Genomic DNA, 18,337 nt, shown 5'->3' with positions numbered 1-18,337 from the left:
CCCCTATGAAAGTGTCGTGTCCCGGGGCAAAGACATGTACAAGGAATTTCCGGGACACGACACTAGGCAGGTGGCGGTGACGCGATGAAGTCGTGACTAAGAGCTCAGCGGAGAAAGCCGGCGGATGCGGTTGTGGCGGCCCGTTAAGTCAGCCCCGTGGGTTGCCACTGGGTGAGGAGAATACTTGTGATCGCCCGGGGCAGGCGTTTGTCTTCACATAAACAGATTGCGGTCAGGATTGAGTAAGCTCGATAAGGACTCCGCTTGTTGATTTCGGGTGGACGAAAGCTACTTTCTTTCCGTGCGCTCCGACTCTTGGTTTCTCGTCAATCAGCCTCACGCCGGCTTTCTTGAGCTGTGCCAGCGCTGCATCGATGTCGTCAACCGTGAAGCAAAGGTGGTGGAGACCCTCGCCTCTCTCGTTCAAGAATTTCTCAACCGGGCTACCCTCACCCATAGCCTCAATTAGCTCTATCGTCACGGGCCCGATTTCCAGGAAAGCAATCCTAACTTTCATGGACGGAAGCTCTTCTTCTCGAACCAGTTTCGCGCCGAAGGCGCTTGAGTAGATTCGAGCTGAGTGGTCGAGGTTCCTTACGACGATTCCGATGTGGTCAAGCTGATTAATCATGCTTGAAAGTTCCCCTCATCCTGCCTTCTCCCCAGAGGGGAGAAGGAAAAGAACGAAAATAGGTGACTGTCACTATTTTACAGAAATGCCTGGCCCTTGTATTCGCCAAACGCGGAGCTAAGTACGTCTCGCATTTCTCCGAGTGTGACGCCGGCCTTGACCGCACTCACCATCTGAGGAATCGGGTTCTGCTTCTTGCCAATAGCTTTCTTGAGCTCGGCCAAGGATTCTTTCGCAGATGCCTCGTTTCTTGACTTCTTGAAAGCATTCAAACGTTCAATCTGGCTCTTTTCACTCGCCTCGGGCGGCTTGAATCTTACCTTCTCTTCCTCTTCCATCTTGAACTTGTTCACGCCAACGATTGTCTTTTCCCCGGTCTCAATTGCCTTCTGCGCGGCATAGGCGCTCTTGTGGATTTCCCTTTGTACGAAGCCGGTTTCGATTGCCCGGAGCATTCCGCCAATCGCGTCGATCTTTTCGAGATACTCCATGACTTGCTTCTCAATCTCATCTGTCAAAGCTTCGACATAGTAGGAGCCGCCAGCCGGATCAACCACTGAGGCGATGCCGGTTTCCTCAGCCAGTATCTGCTGTGTCCTCAGCGCAACTCTGACCGCAAGTTCCGAAGGAAGGGATATCGCCTCATCAAACGAGTTTGTGTGCAGCGACTGCGTTCCTCCCAGGACCGCGGCAAGTGCCTGAAGTGCAACACGAACAATGTTGATCTCTGCCTGCTGTCTGGTAAGAGTCGAGCCTCCCGTCTGTGTGTGAAACCTCAGCTTGGATGACTCATCCTGAGCACCAAATCTCTTTTTCATAATCGTAAACCAGATCCTTCGAGCAGCTCTGAACTTGGAGATTTCCTCAAAGAAATCATTATGGCATGCAAAAAAGAAGGAGATCCTTTGAGAGATTCTGTCTATATCGAGACCTGCCCTTCTTGCCGCCTCGAGGTAGGCGATTGCGTCTCCAAAAGTGAATGCAAGCTCCTGCACTGCAGTTGCGCCTGCTTCCCGTATGTGATAGCCGCTTACGCTGATCATGTTCCACAGCGGCATTTCCTTCTGGCAGAATGAAAAGAGGTCGATTGTGAGTCTGAGAGACTCCTCGGGTGGAAAAATGTAAGTTCCTCTGGCCACATACTCCTTGAGAATGTCGTTTTGCACGGTTCCGGCGAGTTTCTTTGCCGGTACTCCCTGCTTCTCAGCGCACGCTACATACATGGCGAGTATCATGGGCGCGGTTGCATTTATGGTCATCGAGGTACTGACCTTGTCAAGTGGGATCCCATCAAAAAGAATCTGCATATCTTCCAGAGAGTCAATGGCAACGCCGACTCTTCCAACCTCTCCGGCTGCAATTGGGTTGTCGGAGTCGTATCCCATCTGGGTAGGGAGGTCAAACGCAATGCTCAAACCCGTCTGACCATGTTCGAGAAGGAGCTTGAGCCGTTTGTTTGTTTCAAGGGCATCGCCGAATCCGGCATACTGTCTCATCGTCCACAGTTTGCCGCGATACATTGTGGGATGGATTCCTCTCGTGTACGGCGGAGTTCCCGGGAGACCGAGTTTGGCAGCATAATAGCTGGTTTCATCATCCCGGGGGCAATAGAGCGGTTCGACGGGAATGCCTGACGAGGTCAAACGAGGTCCCTGCTCAGAGAGTCCGGGTTTTCTTTGCCAATCCTTTTTTCTCGTCGAGATTTCGTCGTTCAAGTGCCCTCACCTCTTATCCTCTCCCGCAAGCGGGAGAGGAAGAATGGCGTACATTTCACCAATTCTCACTTACTGGCTGGATTGTATCCGAGCATTGGTGACGTAGTCAATCGAGGGATTACGGCACAAAGAGGTCTGAGGTAGGGTCTCCGAAACAAACTCCTTGACTGAGACTGTTTCACAAGATAACAAAATAGGACTTTCAGACACGCTGGAGGAAGACACGGTATGGGTGCAAGTTCGGGAAAGAAGGCTGATGGCAGCAAGATTACTCTCAGCAGACTCAAGAAACTGCCCAAGGTGGAGCTTCACAGGCATCTCGAAGGCTCCGTCAGACCTGAGACGATTTTCGAAATCGGCAGCAGGCTCGGTCTGGAACTTCCCGCATCGACTGCCGCAGAACTGAGGAGGTCCCTTTACATAAAGGAACCAGGGCTTCCTTTCAGAGAAATTCTGGGCAGGTTTGACCTTGCGCAGAGGTGCCTCGCTGGCAGAGAGGAGATTGAACGCATCGCTTTCGAGGTTGCTGAGGACGCGTTCAGAGACAATATCCTCCTCCTTGAGCTCAGGTTCAGTCCGGCCTACGCGGCTCAGGGGCACAGAATTGACTGGAGCACAATGCTGGATGCAGTCCGGGCCGGAGCGGGGAAGGCATCGAGACAATACGGAACAGCCATAGGAATTATTCTCATTTCGTCGCGGGATCTCGGAGTTGAAGCATGCAGAAAAACAGTTGATCTTGCGATTGAAAGCAGAGAGTCTGTTGTGGGGATCGACCTGGCCGGAGAAGAAGAGGGTTGGCCGTGCGAGATGTTTTCCAGAGAATTCATGAGGGCGAAGGAAGCGGGGCTGAAGATAACCGTTCACGCCGGCGAACTCGGCAGCTCCAGGGACATGAGGGATGCGGTAGAGAAACTTGGTGCCGACAGAATCGGACACGGTCTCAAGGCGGCCGATGACGAGGATCTGATGGATTTCCTCGCAGAGAAAGGCGTCACTCTTGAGCTCTGTCCGACAAGCAACATGGTTACAGGTGCAGCGCGGACTCCGGATGAATATCCGCTGAGGAAATTCATTGGAAAAGGCGTGAAAATAACCATAAATGCAGATGATCCCGAGATTTTCGGCATAACTCTGAGCCATGAATACGAGTTTGCGATTCGCACCCTCGGACTCCTGCCGAATGAGGTCAGCGGGACAATCGGAACCGCTCTTGCTTCTTCTTTTGTGAAAGACGAGGATAAGGCACGAGTCAGAACGAAGATTCTGGCCTGAGGTACCTGGCAGGCCTTCGCACACGGTAATTGGCCTGCACTGTTCTCTGGTGCTCTCTCACAAGACCGGGTCGGACGTAACTGGAGGTAATGCTCAGTGAAGGTGAAAATCTCTTTTGGCGAAAGTGTGGCCGGCATCGTGGGTCAGACTGAGCTCGAGATTGATTTCGAAGGCGGGACTCTTGAGGATCTCTTGCGGAAGCTCGGGGAGAAGAATCCGAGAATCGCGGAGGAGATTCTGTCAGAGCAAGACATACCGTGCACGCTAAGCGTGAACGATGAGGTTGTCATTGACCTCAGCCTGAAGATCAACGACGGCGACCGCGTATATATGTTTCTTCCGGTTGCAGGGGGATAAACTGAGGAGTCACTCTCCCCTCACCTCAATCCTCTCCCCAAGGGGGAGAGGAAGAGCAAGGTCGGCATCACTTCCTCGGCGAGAACATATTGCACGTCCCGGAAGAAGAAACTTCGATCCCGAAACACAATCCTAACTTTTCATCATTGGCTTTGGCTTCGAAACTTTCGCAGTTCTTGCAGCTTTTCTTTGGGTCACTTGAAATAGGCTCGTATTTGACTTCCATCCGGTTCACCTCCTCACTTCTTATCCTTAAACAGATCCTTGAATGCTCTCCTCGCAGATTGTTCCTTCTCATACCCTGATCGTGACTTTGGACTCAGGCCTGGAGAGAAGTACTCGCAGAAATTGTCCTTTTCTTTTTCTGAGACCCACTCCGCTTGAGATTCCCTGCACTTATTGTGGGCGGTCTCGCTGCGGAATTCACAGTTGAGGCAGGAGTGGAGCGCTCTCCCGCACTTCGGGCACTCGTCGTCACGCATTACCTTTCTTTCGAAAGTCACAGTTTCACCGCAGAAGTGACAGACGAGTTCTTTCAATTTTCTTCCTCACTCTCTTCAGTCCACAATCCGTCTCCGAGCGATTCCATCTTCTCCTTGAGGATTCTCTCGAAACGCGGCCTGTAGATCAGCTCGAACGCCTCCTCTTTATCCGGGAAGAGCTTCAGGACCTGCTTCTTCGTGGACTCTATGAGGGTCTTCGCTTCGGAGAGGGACATTCTCTCTTGCCTCAGGGTGTTTGTTGTGAGGGCGACTACTGTTCTCAGGTACTTTAGTCGCTTCTCTTCGTCTTTCACCTCGTCATCGCTTGCCATTGCCGAACTCCGTTACCCCCTCACCAGCCTCTCCCCTCGGGGGAGAGGGTCAAAGCCATGGTTCTCCTTGAAACCTCTCCCCATTGGGGAGAGGAGTGAGGTGAGGGGGAATCAAAATGGGCCTCGTCTATTCTTCCGGACCGGCCTTCTGAAGAGCAGTCAGCGCTTCGGACCGGACAACGAGATCTTTCTCCAGGGCGAGCTTCTTGATCGCATCCATCGCCTCAGGCTTGTCCTGATAGTTAGCCAGCATTCTCACAGCGAAAGCCCTCACCAACGGGTCGGTATCTCCCGTGATAGAGATGAGGAAGGCGAAGGCATCATCAGTCTGAGTCTCTCCTATGGCATCTATCAGATGGTATCTCGCAAGCTTGTCGGACTTCTTCTTGAAGGAATTGATCAGGCTTCTTGTCTCTTCGGCTCCGGATTTCGATAGCGCAAAGGATGCTGAATACCTGACGCCGTAGAAACTATCTCCAAGCAAAGGGAGGAGTACCTCAGGCCTGGTCTTCCACTTCAGCTGCCCGAGCGCATATGCTCCTGCCTTTCGCACGAGCTCATTACCGTCAGATAGCGAAGGGAGAAGTACGTCAGCAAACGATGAATCCCCGATTTCACCGATCGCAGATATGGCTGCCTGCCTTACGCGCCAGTTATCATTTGCAACGATGGCGGTGAGCGCCGGCGCACCCCGTTTCTCTTTCATTTCTTCAATGATGAATGCCACCTCTATGAGCGATCTCCAATCCTTGAGCTTGAGGCCCTGAAGCAGATAAGGGATACCGCTTTCCCCCATTTGGAGAAAAATATCCTTTATCGCGTGGCGCTCTGTCGCATCTCGCGTCCCGAGCTTCGAGAAGAGATAGGGGAGAGCTTCCTCTTTTCTTCTCACCATCTCTTCTCTTGCTTCTTTCCTCAGACCCTCAAACTTGGGCTCGCCTGAGGTGGCCCTGTCGAAGAGGTCTTTCATCGGCAGTCCCTGCTGACCTGCAGCAGTAGTCGCCTGGAGACACAGGAGCGCGGCGGGAATCAGACGGCTCAAAGCTCTCCGCAGGGCTGCCGTTGCGCGACAGCGGCTAGAAATCGATTCCAATTCCGTATCTCCCGCTTCGCCATAAGAAGTTGTTCTTCCGCCCGGAGCCTGAATAGAGGTCTTGACCGCTCTCATCGACAAACAATCCGACACTGCCAAAATGCCTCCTGAAATTTCCATAGCCTTGCGTGTTTGACTCCGACCTCACTTCATAGCTGTCGTTCCCTTTCCTATCAAGCAGGATTCCCACCCCGTTTGCGTTGCCGGCGCCTTGAGATAGGTCATAGGCGATGTATCTGTCGTCGCCTTGAAGGTCGATCAGCGTCCCAAGCCCGAGGTCGTGACCGCACCCCTGAGACACGCCCTTGCTGAGATAGGTATCACTTCCTTCTTCATCGAGAAGCACGCCAAGAGAAACATGAATTCCGGCCCCCTGTGCGTACTGATAGGCTGAATAAGTGTCATTTCCTTTTCTGTCTATCAGCGCTCCCAGAGAATACCAGTAACTTCCGCCCTGGCCGAAAATGTCCGAGGAGTAGAAATCATTTCCCTCCAGGTCTGAAAGGATGCCGATTCCCCCCGATGCATCCGGTCTCCATCCATAGGCAAAACCTTGCGAAAGAGTAAGGCTGTGGTCCGAGTATCTGAGTATATCTGTCTGTTCGGGCTGCACCTGATAGGAATCGTTGCCTCCTCTTTCATCGAGAAGGCCGAGGCCTTTCACAAATCCAAAACCCTGACAGTAGAGGGAGCCGAGGTACACGTCATTTCCTCCTAGGTCCTGAAGGATCCCGATTCCAAATGCACCCGATCCTTCGCATGCAGATTCACCAAGATACCTGTCGTTTCCCTTCCTGTCGTGAAGAACCCCGACGCCGAAGAGACCTGAACCGAGTTCCATCGAGCGACCTGAATACAGGTCGTCGCCATCCATATCGATGAGAATACCGACCCCGCCTATCCCCGAAGCGATTGAACCTCCACCTGGCGAAAGATAAGTGTCGCCTCCGCCAAGATCCATCACCAGGGAACCTTGAAAGAGCCCGGGCAGGTGACCCGCCGAAGGAGACGAATCGAACATGTAGGTGTCATCACCACCCAGATCTATGACGCGTGAGAAGTGGCCGGTGTATTTGTTGGGCCCTCTTCCTCCCACGACAAGCTCGAAGTCGAGATCGGGAATTTCAATATGGAGAAGGATTTCACCCTCAATTCGCGGATGTATGATAGGCTTCTTGGGTTTCCTGGCGAGCTCAACAGGACTAAGCGAGGAGAGCATTTGAAGCGCCGATTCTGATGCGAGTGCCAGAGCGTACGAAGCGTCCACCAATGGACCAAGCTTAACCCTTCCCGCTAGGGGCCAGAGTCTAGCGGCCTCTACCTCTGTCGATTCTTCCTGGGCAGTGAGCTCCTCGAAACTCAAGGACTCAACATTCTTTTCCCTTCTGAGGAGGAGAGAGGCTTCACTTATCATTGCTTTTACGTCTTCTTCACCCATGCCGGCAAAAGCGCTGTATATGAGTGGCCCGGTGAGTATTCTCACTCCGGTAAGGATCTTCGCCGCGTTAATGATCTTTGCAGGGAGCTCCGTAGTATCAGGAAATCCAGTCACTTCGCTGGAAAGCTGCGCTATCGTTTTCATTGCCTTGTCTTGTGTGAACCCGGCTTTGATTCCAAGAGCTTTCGCGGCTTTCGCGATTGGTTCCGAGATGAAGCTTCCCTGAACAGATCTCTCCTGCTGGAGCTCAAGTGCCATCGAGTCAGCAACCTGCCACGTCCCATATGGATGCTCAAGAAGCTTCGAGATAAGTTCCAGTCTGAAGGTGTCCGCCGGCTCATAGTCGGATCTGAAGTGGAGGTCAGATGGAGTAAGTTTCGCCGCAAGGAGTGCATACGAAAGAACCGAATCGATTGCAGCATTTTCCGTGCGGAGCGAAGCTGAAGCAGAAACCGGGCCCGCGATGAAACCAAGAGCCATGAGCAGAATAGTGAGAAATCTCAGCCTGGTGAGAGGTGACGCCTTTTCCCTAAGCTGTGCATGATTCTCTTTCATTCTTTGTCTTTCCTACCCCCGGGGAAGGCGGGCTCGTGCGGTGAGAATCTGTCGGGGACCAGTGGCACGGCAAGTTCCCTTGACGCCTGGGTCATGATTTTCGGCTCCAGGTAGTACCTATCGGTTATGCCGAGCTCATTGAGTAAGGGGAGAGGCGCGAGCCGGTAGAAAAGAGTGGCTGCGACTTTGTTCACGCCTGCCCGTGGAATTCTGTAAAAGAGTCCGGTTTTTTTCATCGGCTCAAGTCTGGTATCCATCGCAATCTTCCGGGCAGCCCAGGGAAGTGCCGGGACTTTGCCCGCAGAATCGGCGAGGGTCAACATGAAGACCGAATATCTATCTTCAGCAAGCGGGTTGTCTTTGAAGTTAGACCAGAGAGTTTTTCCGGATTCATCCCTGGCCTCAACTTTGAGGTAAACCATCCTTGTCGGTGGGCCGGTGGGAAGAAGATGCCCCGTGCCGGAGTTCTCAACTTCAACAAAAATGTCCAGGTTCCCGGCAGAATCGGACGTCTTGATTCTGAGAGTTGCGGCAGTCTTGAGCAAGTCTCCTTTTTGAGTTCCTTCAAAATAGTGAAGCCTCTGTTTTCCCTTCGCCCCTTTCTTCATGTGGCAGGATTTGCAGTCGCTTTCCTGATCTGGATAAGGACTCTCAAGCCATTCCGAACGAGTGTCGCAGATTGCGAGGCAGCTGCATCCCGCACGGCCTTCGAAATCAGAAACGGCTCCATGACATCCAAGACAGATCCGGGAACTTGTGAAAAGCCCTGACTTAGTAGTTTTGTGACCTTTGGGTTTTCTGGCATCGCTGGGGCCTCTCTTGAGAGGTCCTGGGTCTCTCACGTAGGGCCAGTATGCGGGCTCGATGCTCATTTCTGAGATAGTATGGCACACGTCGCAGTTTACTCCTTCACTTGTGAGCGGCTGAATCAATTCGGTATCACCATTCAGGTCGGCGACGGGCGCGTGGCACCTGATACAGTACTTCTTTGTCTCGCCCTTCGTATCAAGCACGGCCCGCTCGTAAAGTTTCGCAAACAACGGATTTGTCTTGGGAGCCGATTTGGAATGCATGGATCCTTTCCACTCATTGTAACGGGCAAGGTGACATCTTCTGCACTGCTCGGCCGATTCGTATTGAGGGGCATCTGAGCTGAGTTGTCGCGGAGACGGGGCAAGAAAGCTGCCCGGAAAGAGGAGGATGCTCAAGACAATGAGTCCTGCAAGTTGAACCCGGAGCCTGGTGGACCTCTCTTGAGAAGTTGGCGGAATCGGGAGCTCACAGCTCATCCTTTTCAGGAGCTGCAAAGTTTTCGTCGCAATACGTCTCTTCACTGCCTTGAGTCGAGCGCTCTCCATTTCTGACTCGTCCTTTTTGTCAATTCAATGCTCCCTGCATTGTCCTCGACATGTGAATGAGTGTCAACTGGATACACGATTCGCGCGGGAGCGCAAGCGGTGTGCAGAATGCCTGGCTCTGTTACCAGCCGCCCGCGAACTACGCGCAACCCTGGTCGTTTCTCACGGCCTCGTACCCTACCCTGGGCCAATGAAAAAACTCATTTGCCATTCTATCGGGGAAGTGTATGATAAGGGATGGTTCCTTTCAGCACTGGGATGTCGTGGGTCGGACAAAACGAGATCGCTGCCAAAAAATGACACAGACATCGCACAACATGAGCCCGGGGAAGAAAGCCCACCACACGGCAAAGTGGGCACGCACGATGACGAAGTGGCTAGTCACGTATAGCCGGCGCACGGGAGCCACGTGGAACTTGGTAGATTTCGGGGGCAAGACGAAAGCCGAAGCCCGCGGTATTGTTGATATGATCGCCATTCGAAAGGATCACCGCCACGACGGCCCTGGCCTGAAGCGCGGAGACCTTTTCGAAATCCTCCTGATTCAGACCAAAGGCGGGTCTGCGCGCCGACCTACACGGGACGACCTCGCTCGCCTGTCAAGAGTAGCCAAGCACCACAGGGCAAAAGCTGTCATCTTGGCAGAGTGGCGCCGTGGCGAGAAACTCGATCTCTTCAAGCTTGAAGGAACGCACTGGCAATCGGTGTCACCGCATGAAATTCTCGGTTGACCCAAGAGAAAGGTAAGGCAGCGAACAACGACATTCAGCGGGCGGCCGCTTCTCGGCCGTGGCTGATGCCGAGCGATTGCTGTCGCCAGTGAGTGATTTCGCAAGCCGCCCCAATGTGCCCATTTTGGGGGCCGTCGGTGTATGGCCGCTTGGAATGACCTGGATCTGAATGGTCAGCATGTCAGAATTCTATGCACACAGTGTCGAAGGAAGACCAGCTGGAGAATGGCACCTGCTTCAGGACCATCTGAAACGTACGGCTGAGCTGACCGCATCGTTTGCTGCTGAATTTGGGTGCGGGGAGTGGGGATATCTTGCGGGCCTGTGGCATGATTTAGGAAAGTATTCAAAGGATTTTCAGAGTATGCTCCGCCCCACCGATGGAGCTGATGCGCATATTGAAACGAAACCCGGAAGGGTTGATCACTCAACGGCCGGAGCGGTTCATGCCGTTGAAACGTTCAGTAAACCCGGTCGGATCTTCAGTTATGTTATTGCTGGACACCATGCAGGACTTGCTGACTGGGAGAGCGCTGAAGCCGGTAACAAGAGCCTAATACATCGTCTTCGAAATCCTGACCTTCTGAAGAGAGCCCTTGCATCAAACATACCCCAGGAGATCACAGTACGCTCATTTCCGAAAGAGAAATTCAGAACACCGACAGGTCACGCCCTTTGGATCAGGATGCTCTACTCCTGCCTTGTTGATGCTGACTTTCTCGATACGGAGGCGTTTCTAGAACCAGAGAAGACAAAGATCCGAAAGGGGTACCCTTCTTTGAATGACCTTCTCCCGCTCTTTGAATCATACATGGCTGATAAACAGTCGAAGGCAGATAATACATCAGTCAACCAACTGCGCGCGACAATACTCAACCAATGCATTGCAAAATCGGCACACAGACCTGCAATCTTCACATTGACAGCTCCTACCGGAGGAGGCAAGACGCTTTCATCGGTGGCGTTCGCGCTTAACCATGCTGTGAAGCCCGAGCACGGCAAAAGACGGATAATTTATGTCATCCCGTACACGAGCATCATCGAGCAGACAGCCGAGCAATTCAGAGACATATTCAAAGATGCCGTTGTTGAACATCACAGCAATGTTGATGTGTCGGATGAGAGCAGTGAAAGCGCAAGGAGCAGGCTCGCGTGCGAAAATTGGGACGCACCTATTGTCGTAACTACTTCAGTTCAGTTCTTTGATTCGCTTTTTGCCAATCGCTCAAGCCGCTGTCGAAAACTGCACAACGTTGTAAACAGCGTTGTCGTCCTTGACGAAGTTCAGTTGCTACCGCCTGAATATCTCAATCCAATTCTTCATACGATGAAGGAACTTAATCGGAATTACAACGTGACATTTGTGCTCAGCACGGCGACTCAACCCGCGTTTGGAGCGCAAAAATCGTTTGATTTTCAGTTTGAAGGGTTGGGAGAAACGGTTGAGATAATGGAAAACCCTCTGGCCCTTCATGAGTCACTCAAACGGGTTAAGGTGCATGTGCCGAATGATCTTCTGACGCACTGCACATGGGAAGACCTCGCATCTGAACTCACTCAGCATCCGTCAGTTTTGTGCATAGTAAACAGGAGAGACGATTGCCGGACTCTGTACGAATTGATGCCAGAAGAAGGCGAGAAAACCTTCCATCTCTCGGCGCTTATGTGCGGTGAGCATCGGTCAGAAGTGATTAAACTGATAAAACGGAGACTCAAAGATAAAATGCCAACCCGTGTAATAAGCACCCAACTTGTTGAAGCGGGCGTTGACCTTGATTTCCCAGTTGTATATCGCGCCCTCGCCGGACTTGACTCTATTGCACAGGCGGCTGGAAGGTGCAACAGAGAGGGACTTCTTGGACAAGGGCGGGTCGTGGTTTTTGTTCCAGCGAGCAGATTTCCTCCGGACTTGAAACTGGCGGGTGAGAGCGGCAGGAGACTGCTTGGTGACAAAGGAGATGACCCGCTCGCACCGCATAGATTTGAAGAATTCTTCAAGGAGCTTTACTGGCTTCACGGCGACAGACTTGACAGGTGGAACATACTGAAAGACCTCGGACCTGACACGGAGTTGCGATTTAGTTTTCTCTCGGCTGCTCAGAAATTCAAGTTAATCGACGACTCAAATTATGTTCCGGTAGTAGTCCGCTATGGTGAGGGAGAAGACTTGATTGAGAAACTGACGGAGACGGGCATGGAACGATGGCTGATGAGAAAACTTCAGAGATATGTAGTCAACGTGCATCGCTACGTGTTTGAAAAACTGCACAGGGAGGGCGCTGTCTTAGAGTTGCAGAAAGGGATTCACGCCCAGGGTAACAATGCAATGTACGACTTGGAACTTGGTTTCTGTCCTGACAAATCAATCATTCAGGAACCGGATGAGTTGATGTGTTAAGCGAATCTCCGTCTCCTGCAAGTTTGCACAACGGGAGACCGTGGAAACGAAAGGAGGACGAATGAGAGGTTCACCTGTTAGGAGCAATGACTTCCGTCTGATGGTTTGGGGAAGGAACGCCTGTTTCACCAGACCTGAAATGAAAGTCGAGCGCGTCTCTTATGACATCATGACGCCATCCGCTGCGCGGGGGATGCTTGAGGCGATTCTCTGGAAGCCTGCCATTCGATGGAAGGTAACGCAAATTGACGTGCTGAAGCCGATTAAATGGGAATTGGTACGGAGAAATGAACTCGGTGCAGTAATGTCACCGCGAACAACAGGATTGTTCATTGAGGATCAACGACAGCAGCGTGCAGGGTTGCTGTTGAGAGATGTCGCCTACACAATCCACGCGTATTTCGAACTTACCGACAGGGCCGGCGAGGAAGATACGGTAGTCAAGTTTACCGAAATGTTCGTCCGCAGGGCTGAGAAAGGGCAGTGTTTTCATAGACCCTATCTGGGATGCAGGGAGTTTGCGGCTGACTTCAGGCCAATCTTCAATGGTCAGACTCTTCCGGCTCCTATCTCAGCCAGTCAGGATCTAGGCTGGATGCTCTATGACATAGATTTCAGCGGCGCACAAACGATGCCGCGGTTTTTTAGGGCAAGCCTCGACAAGGGACGAGTGATGATTGACGAAAAGGAGGTGAGACCGTGATCTTGCAGGTGCTAGCGAAATACTATGAAAGGATTCCGAACGTTGCCCAGGAAGGATTTCAGAAGCAGCCCATCTCTTTCGTCATCGTCCTCAAGAAGGATGGCCATTTTGCGGGTCTGCAGGACATACGAGAAGGAGAAGGAAGGAAAAAAAGGGGGCAACCTCGCCTTGTGCCAAAAGCCGTCAAAAGAACAGTTAGGCCTACGGCAAATCTTTTGTGGGACAATCCCGCATATGTGTTTGGACGGGTCAAACCTGACACGAAGAAGGACATCAGAAAACTTGTTCAGAGAGCAAAGGGACAACAAGCTCTATTTCTTGATCGGATCAAGAGTACCTTTTCTGGCAATCTTGCTGACGAAGGTGTTGCCGCTGTCATCAGGTTTCTTGAAACGGCAGAGTGCGAAAAGATCTTTGACCATCCCCTGTGGAGCGAGATTGAAGAAAGCGGAGGAAGTATCTCGTTTCAGCTTGAGGGAGACCTTGAACTGGTTTGCCAGCGTGATGCTGTCAGGAGTGCTGTTATCCGTAACAGTAAAAGTGAAGACTCTGTTGGAACACAGATATGTCTCATCACCGGCAATCACGACACGCCTGCTCGGCTTCATACTGCGATAAAAGGTGTCTGGGGAGCTCAGTCTTCAGGGGCAAACATCGTCTCATTTAATCTTGAGGCTTTTGGTTCTTTTGGCAAGACCCAAGGCTACAATGCGCCTGTCGGCAACAAGGCCGAATTCGCCTATACCACTGCGCTCAACGCCCTCCTCGCGAAAGGGTCTCGCCAACGCATTCAGGTAGGCGATACCAGCACTGTTTTCTGGGCCGAGAAGAAACATCAAATCGAGGACTGGTTTGCGGACATCTTTGGAGAACCCCCGAAAGAAGATTCTGACAAAGACAACGCCGCAATCAAGGCACTCTTCACATCTCCCGAGACTGGCGCAGAATCAGTGCTCGATGACAACACGAAATTCTATGTGCTGGGCTTATCACCGAATGCCTCACGTATTGCTATCCGTTTCTGGTATGCAGGCACTGTCGGGACAGTCGAACAGAACATGAGACAGCACTTCAACGATATCTCCATTCAGCACGGTCGGAGTCAGCCAGCATACCTATCGCTCTTCCGACTGCTCGTTTCGACTTGCGTGCAGAGAAAATCAGAAAACATTCAGCCGAATCTCGCGGGTGATTTCATGAAGGCGATACTTACTGGTACGCCATACCCCCGAACGCTTTTGTCTTCGGCAATGCGGAGGATACGGGCTGAACAAGACGTTACGTATCCGCGGGCATCGCTTATTAAGGCAGTCCTGGTCAGGAATGCACGACATTATCAAAAGGGTGAAAGGAAGGAGGTTGGCATGGCATTGGACTTGAATAACAAAAACATTGGATACCGGCTTGGATGTCTCTTCGCCGTTCTTGAGAAGATTCAGGAGGAGGCGAATCCCGGCATCAACGCCACAATACGAGACCGTTTTTACGGTTCAGCGTCGAGTACACCGGTGATTGTCTTCCCTCACCTCATGAAGCTGAAAAACCATCACCTTGCGAAACTTGAAAACAGAGGACGTGCAGTCAATTTTGAAAAAATTATCGGTGAGATAGTCGACGACATAAAAGACTTCCCTGGCCATCTGAATCTCGACGATCAGGGGAGATTCGCCGTTGGGTACTATCACAGGAGACAGGATTTTTTCAAAAAGAAAGATGCAGATGAGTAACAGCCTAAAGGAGGACAAGAAAATGAGCAAGGCAATCAACAACCGCTGCGATTTTGTACTTTTTTTTGACGTGAAGGACGGCAACCCGAACGGCGATCCAGACGCTGGCAATCTACCTCGTGTTGATCCGGAAACGGGACATGGACTGGTGACAGATGTTTGTCTCAAGAGGAAGGTAAGGAATTATGTGATGCTGTCAAAGTCCGAAGATGAAGGTTTTGATATTTTTGTTAAAGAGAAGGGAATCCTCAATCAGGAAATCGAGAGGTCATATACCTCAAGCGACAAAGTGAAAGAAGCAGTTAGAGCGTGGCAAGTCTGGCGGAAAGACAAGAAGAACCAAGAGCCCGAGAGACATTACGAAGATGTAGCCAAGGAATGGATGTGTGAGAATTACTACGATATCCGTGCTTTTGGTGCTGTCATGTCAACAGGCGATGACAAGGAGGACGAAGAAAGTAAGAGTAAGATTAGAATGACCGCCGGGCAAGTGCGTGGGCCCATCCAGTTGACATTTGCAAGAAGTGTCGATCAGATCGTGACATTGGAACATGGTATCACTCGCATGGCAGTCACAAACGAAAGAGATCTCGAAAAAGAACGTACCATGGGAAGGAAATTCACTGTGCCGTATGGTCTTTATCGTTGCCACGGGTTTGTCTCCGCCCCCTTTGCAGCACAGACGGGATTCAGTGACGATGACCTGAGTCTATTCTGGAAAGCTCTTCTTGAGATGTTTGAGCATGACCATTCCGCTGCGCGCGGGCAGATGGCAACCCGCAAACTAGTTGCATTCAAACATGATTCTGAGTTGGGCAACGCACCTGCTCATAAGTTATTTGATATGGTAAAAGCGGAGGCAAAAACAAAGCCCGTGCGTGATTTTGGCGATTACAGGATTTCCGTGCCTTCTCAATCTGATATGCCGAAAGGGGTGACACTGGAGGTCAAACTGTAGTTGTACACCGAAGACGACTTGATTCAGCTTTCAGCCCTGCAGCATTTTGTATTCTGCGAGCGGCAGTGTGCCCTGATTCACATCGAGCGGGTGTGGAATGAGAATCTGTTCACTGTCGAAGGCAGAATTATGCATGAGCATGTTGATGCGGCAAAAAGGGAAGCCAGAGGCGGAATACGGATTGAGTATGGAGTGCCACTTCGCTCGCTCAGGCTTGGACTTATCGGCAAAGCCGATGCGGTGGAATTTCACAAAGAGGACGATAACTGGATTCCATTCCCAGTGGAGTACAAGCGTGGTAAGCCAAAACCAGATAACTGCGACAAGGTCCAACTCTGCGCACAGGCGTTGTGTCTGGAAGAAATGTTAAACGTTGAAATACCTGAGGGAGCGCTTTTCTATGGGCGGACGCGTCGTAGGTACGTTGTGGCCTTTGACAATGCTCTTAGGACTGAGACTGAGGGCGCTGCAAGAAAACTTCACGCGCTCATTGAATCAGCTGTCACGCCAATGGCGGAGTATTCGGATAAATGCAAACGCTGTTCGCTGCTTGACCAATGTTTGCCAAGAGCAAGCAAGAAGGCGAGCAGCTATTTGATGAAAGCGATTGAGGAAGATTGATGTGACATTTTTCCGGATCCTGCATTGAAATAAGTCGGAAACACGACTGGGGACACAAAATAAAAAGGCACTTGAACACATTATTCGTCACGACACAGGGAGCCTACCTCTCAAAGGACGGAGAAACGGTGGCCGTCAAGGTAGAGGACGACATCCGTTTGCGTACGCCCGTCCACACGCTTGGTGGAATTGTCTGCTTCGGGCAAGTGAGCTGTAGTCCTTTTCTGATGGGCTTTTGTGCAGAGCATGGAGTTTCAATCAGCTTTCTAACGGAGACAGGGAATTTCCTCGCAAAGGTTCAAGGTCCGGTTTCCGGCAACGTCTTGTTGAGGCGCGAGCAATATCGCCAGGCGGATGATGCGAAGTCTTCGGTGGAGATTGCTAAAGCTGTATTGACCGGAAAGATCGCAAATTGCCGAGCGGTACTTTCGCGCGCATTGAGGGATCATGCGGAGAAAATAGATTTCGAAGCTGTCTCCCTGGCAGTCAATAGACTTAGCGGTGCTTTGACCAAACTTCATTCTGAGTCCGACATCGAGGTCATTCGCGGGATAGAAGGGGAGTCTGCGAATATCTATTTCAATGTCTTCGATCATCTGATTACTGCGCAGAAAGATGATTTCAAATTTTCTGTTCGCAATCGGCGTCCTCCCTTGGACAAAGTGAATTGTTTGTTGTCATTCCTCTACACGATCGTAATGCACGACACCCGCTCAGCTCTTGAGACAGTTGGACTTGATCCGGCCGTGGGCTATTTGCACAGGGATCGTCCTGGAAGATATGGACTTGCTCTGGATTTGATGGAGGAATTTCGTCCGGTTTTTGCTGATCGCGTGGCACTTTCACTGATCAATCTTGGCCAGGTGCAAGGGAAGGGTTTCGACAAAAAAGAGTCCGGAGCTGTTTGGATGGACGATGAGACCAGAAAGGCCGTCCTCGTTACTTATCAAAAACGGAAACAAGACGAGATAATCCACCCATTTCTCAAAGAAAAAGTGACAATCGGGCTACTTTTCCACACCCAAGCCTTGTTGTTCGCACGGCATCTGCGAGGCGACATGGACGCTTACCCACCGTTCATATGGAAGTGAGGGAAGCCGAATGTTTGTGATCGTCAGTTATGATGTGTCAACGGAAGGAGCTGCTGGGCGGCGCAGGCTGCGCAGGGTTGCAAAGGCGTGTCAGGATTACGGACAGAGGGTCCAGTACTCGATCTTTGAGTTCATTGTTGACCCAGCGCAATGGACTGTTTTGCGGCAGAGGTTGGTCAAGGAGATTGATGATGAGAAAGACAGCCTGAGATTTTACTATCTCGGCTCTAACTGGAAGCGGCGGATTGAACATGTGGGGGCCAAGAAGTCGTTTGATCAGGAGGGCCCGTTGGTTGTTTAGGCGTGATTGCGAACCTGTAGCTGCAGTGAATTCCCCGGAAGGTTCGCAGGCTGTAGAACAGCTTGGTAAACATGAGCATAGGCAAAATGTTGGGCGGCGACGTTAAGATTCATGCAGTGAAAAAGGGGTTATTCGCTGAAAGTCGCGGTTTGCCTCTTTAGTTCCATGAAGTTACAAGGTGATAGTCGCTCCCCGCGCGGGAGCGTGGATTGAAACTCGACAGCAGGTGGCATACGACCCTTGAGCTCATGGTCGCTCCCCGCGCGGGAGCGTGGATTGAAACATCAGACCACAGAGATCGTACCTTCATGCTCTTGGTCGCTCCCCGCGCGGGAGCGTGGATTGAAACCCTTGACACCCGTTGAGTGCGTGATAATGTGATGTCGCTCCTCACGCGGGGGCGTGGATTGAAACGAATCGCCGGTGGTAGGGTTATGTCAGGATTGTGCTGGAAGAAAAGTGACTCTGAGGAAGTCGTTTGAGAGGAGGTGAAGAAAATGCCGTGCGGAAGCAAGACCACTAAAGCGAACTATAAATGCGGCAGTTGTGGTGCAAAGTCAGTCACAAAGAA

General features: G+C 51.5%; 18 protein-coding genes and 1 CRISPR repeat array. Of the genes, 10 read left to right on the top strand and 8 right to left on the bottom strand.

The genetic code is table 11. The features are described from left to right. Positions 1-232: 232 nt before the first annotated feature. Both mce and QME66_07230 read right to left on the bottom strand, forming a co-directional pair. Positions 233-631 (bottom strand): methylmalonyl-CoA epimerase, encoded by a 399-nt coding sequence (gene mce, locus QME66_07235; protein ID MDI6808759.1) that lies wholly within the window; start codon positions 629-631, stop codon positions 233-235. Positions 632-708: 77 nt separating this feature from the next. Beyond that, complete coding sequence (locus QME66_07230; protein ID MDI6808758.1) at positions 709-2,346, bottom strand: methylmalonyl-CoA mutase family protein; 1,638 nt, start codon at positions 2,344-2,346, stop codon at positions 709-711. Positions 2,347-2,574: 228 nt separating this feature from the next. Between QME66_07230 and add the strand changes: the two genes are divergently transcribed. Beyond that, entirely contained in the window at positions 2,575-3,621 is a 1,047-nt protein-coding gene (add, locus tag QME66_07225; protein MDI6808757.1) for an adenosine deaminase, read from the top strand. A 96-nt stretch (positions 3,622-3,717) separates the two neighbouring features. Further along, a complete protein-coding gene (locus QME66_07220; protein MDI6808756.1) occupies positions 3,718-3,978 on the top strand; it encodes a MoaD/ThiS family protein in 261 nt (86 codons plus the stop codon). 67 nt (positions 3,979-4,045) lie between these two features. On the opposite strand, the gene QME66_07215 is transcribed toward QME66_07220, so the two are convergent. The 6 genes from QME66_07215 to QME66_07190 all read right to left on the bottom strand — a co-directional run bounded on the left by QME66_07215 (position 4,046) and on the right by QME66_07190 (position 9,236). Next, positions 4,046-4,204: a hypothetical protein gene (locus tag QME66_07215; protein MDI6808755.1), complete on the bottom strand. Its 159-nt coding sequence runs from the start codon at positions 4,202-4,204 to the stop codon at positions 4,046-4,048. A 13-nt stretch (positions 4,205-4,217) separates the two neighbouring features. Further along, a complete protein-coding gene (locus tag QME66_07210; protein ID MDI6808754.1) occupies positions 4,218-4,517 on the bottom strand; it encodes a hypothetical protein in 300 nt (99 codons plus the stop codon). Next, complete coding sequence (locus QME66_07205; GenBank protein ID MDI6808753.1) at positions 4,514-4,792, bottom strand: hypothetical protein; 279 nt, start codon at positions 4,790-4,792, stop codon at positions 4,514-4,516. The genes QME66_07210 and QME66_07205 overlap by 4 nt, the downstream gene beginning before the upstream one ends. A 127-nt stretch (positions 4,793-4,919) precedes the next feature. Continuing rightward, a complete protein-coding gene (locus QME66_07200; GenBank protein MDI6808752.1) occupies positions 4,920-5,834 on the bottom strand; it encodes a HEAT repeat domain-containing protein in 915 nt (304 codons plus the stop codon). 34 nt (positions 5,835-5,868) lie between these two features. Beyond that, entirely contained in the window at positions 5,869-7,878 is a 2,010-nt protein-coding gene (locus tag QME66_07195; GenBank protein MDI6808751.1) for a hypothetical protein, read from the bottom strand. After that, positions 7,875-9,236, bottom strand: coding sequence for a multiheme c-type cytochrome (locus QME66_07190; protein MDI6808750.1), 1,362 nt, complete (start codon positions 9,234-9,236; stop codon positions 7,875-7,877). Before QME66_07190 ends, QME66_07195 begins: the two co-directional genes overlap by 4 nt. 296 nt (positions 9,237-9,532) lie before the next feature. On the opposite strand from QME66_07190, the gene QME66_07185 reads away from it, so the two are divergent. The 8 genes from QME66_07185 to cas2 all read left to right on the top strand — a co-directional run bounded on the left by QME66_07185 (position 9,533) and on the right by cas2 (position 17,766). After that, positions 9,533-9,967: a hypothetical protein gene (locus QME66_07185; GenBank protein ID MDI6808749.1), complete on the top strand. Its 435-nt coding sequence runs from the start codon at positions 9,533-9,535 to the stop codon at positions 9,965-9,967. Between the two features lie 178 nt (positions 9,968-10,145). Beyond that, complete coding sequence (gene cas3 / locus QME66_07180; protein ID MDI6808748.1) at positions 10,146-12,365, top strand: CRISPR-associated helicase Cas3'; 2,220 nt, start codon at positions 10,146-10,148, stop codon at positions 12,363-12,365. Positions 12,366-12,426: 61 nt separating this feature from the next. Beyond that, complete coding sequence (gene cas5c, locus QME66_07175) at positions 12,427-13,068, top strand: type I-C CRISPR-associated protein Cas5c (GenBank protein ID MDI6808747.1); 642 nt, start codon at positions 12,427-12,429, stop codon at positions 13,066-13,068. Next, the gene (gene cas8c, locus QME66_07170) at positions 13,065-14,795 is read left to right on the top strand and encodes a type I-C CRISPR-associated protein Cas8c/Csd1 (protein ID MDI6808746.1); all 1,731 of its coding nucleotides are present in this window, start codon (positions 13,065-13,067) and stop codon (positions 14,793-14,795) included. The genes cas5c and cas8c overlap by 4 nt, the downstream gene beginning before the upstream one ends. 22 nt (positions 14,796-14,817) lie before the next feature. Further along, complete coding sequence (gene cas7c, locus QME66_07165; GenBank protein ID MDI6808745.1) at positions 14,818-15,753, top strand: type I-C CRISPR-associated protein Cas7/Csd2; 936 nt, start codon at positions 14,818-14,820, stop codon at positions 15,751-15,753. Beyond that, positions 15,754-16,374 (top strand): CRISPR-associated protein Cas4, encoded by a 621-nt coding sequence (cas4, locus tag QME66_07160; protein MDI6808744.1) that lies wholly within the window; start codon positions 15,754-15,756, stop codon positions 16,372-16,374. Between the two features lie 59 nt (positions 16,375-16,433). After that, positions 16,434-17,465 carry a type I-C CRISPR-associated endonuclease Cas1c gene (cas1c, locus tag QME66_07155; GenBank protein MDI6808743.1) on the top strand — a complete coding sequence of 344 codons (1,032 nt, stop codon included), beginning with the start codon at positions 16,434-16,436 and terminating at the stop codon, positions 17,463-17,465. Positions 17,466-17,475: 10 nt separating this feature from the next. Further along, a complete protein-coding gene (cas2, locus tag QME66_07150) occupies positions 17,476-17,766 on the top strand; it encodes a CRISPR-associated endonuclease Cas2 (protein ID MDI6808742.1) in 291 nt (96 codons plus the stop codon). 174 nt (positions 17,767-17,940) lie between these two features. Then, positions 17,941-18,180: direct repeats of the CRISPR family, unit length 32 nt; unit sequence GTCGCTCCCCGCGCGGGAGCGTGGATTGAAAC. Positions 18,181-18,337 lie beyond the last annotated feature (157 nt).

It is taken from the genome of Candidatus Eisenbacteria bacterium (genome assembly GCA_030017955.1).
Classification (GTDB): Bacteria; Eisenbacteria; RBG-16-71-46; order JASEGR01; family JASEGR01; genus JASEGR01.
The sequence above is the reverse complement of the archived record's forward strand: the minus strand, read 5'-3'. Positions and strand labels throughout refer to the sequence as shown.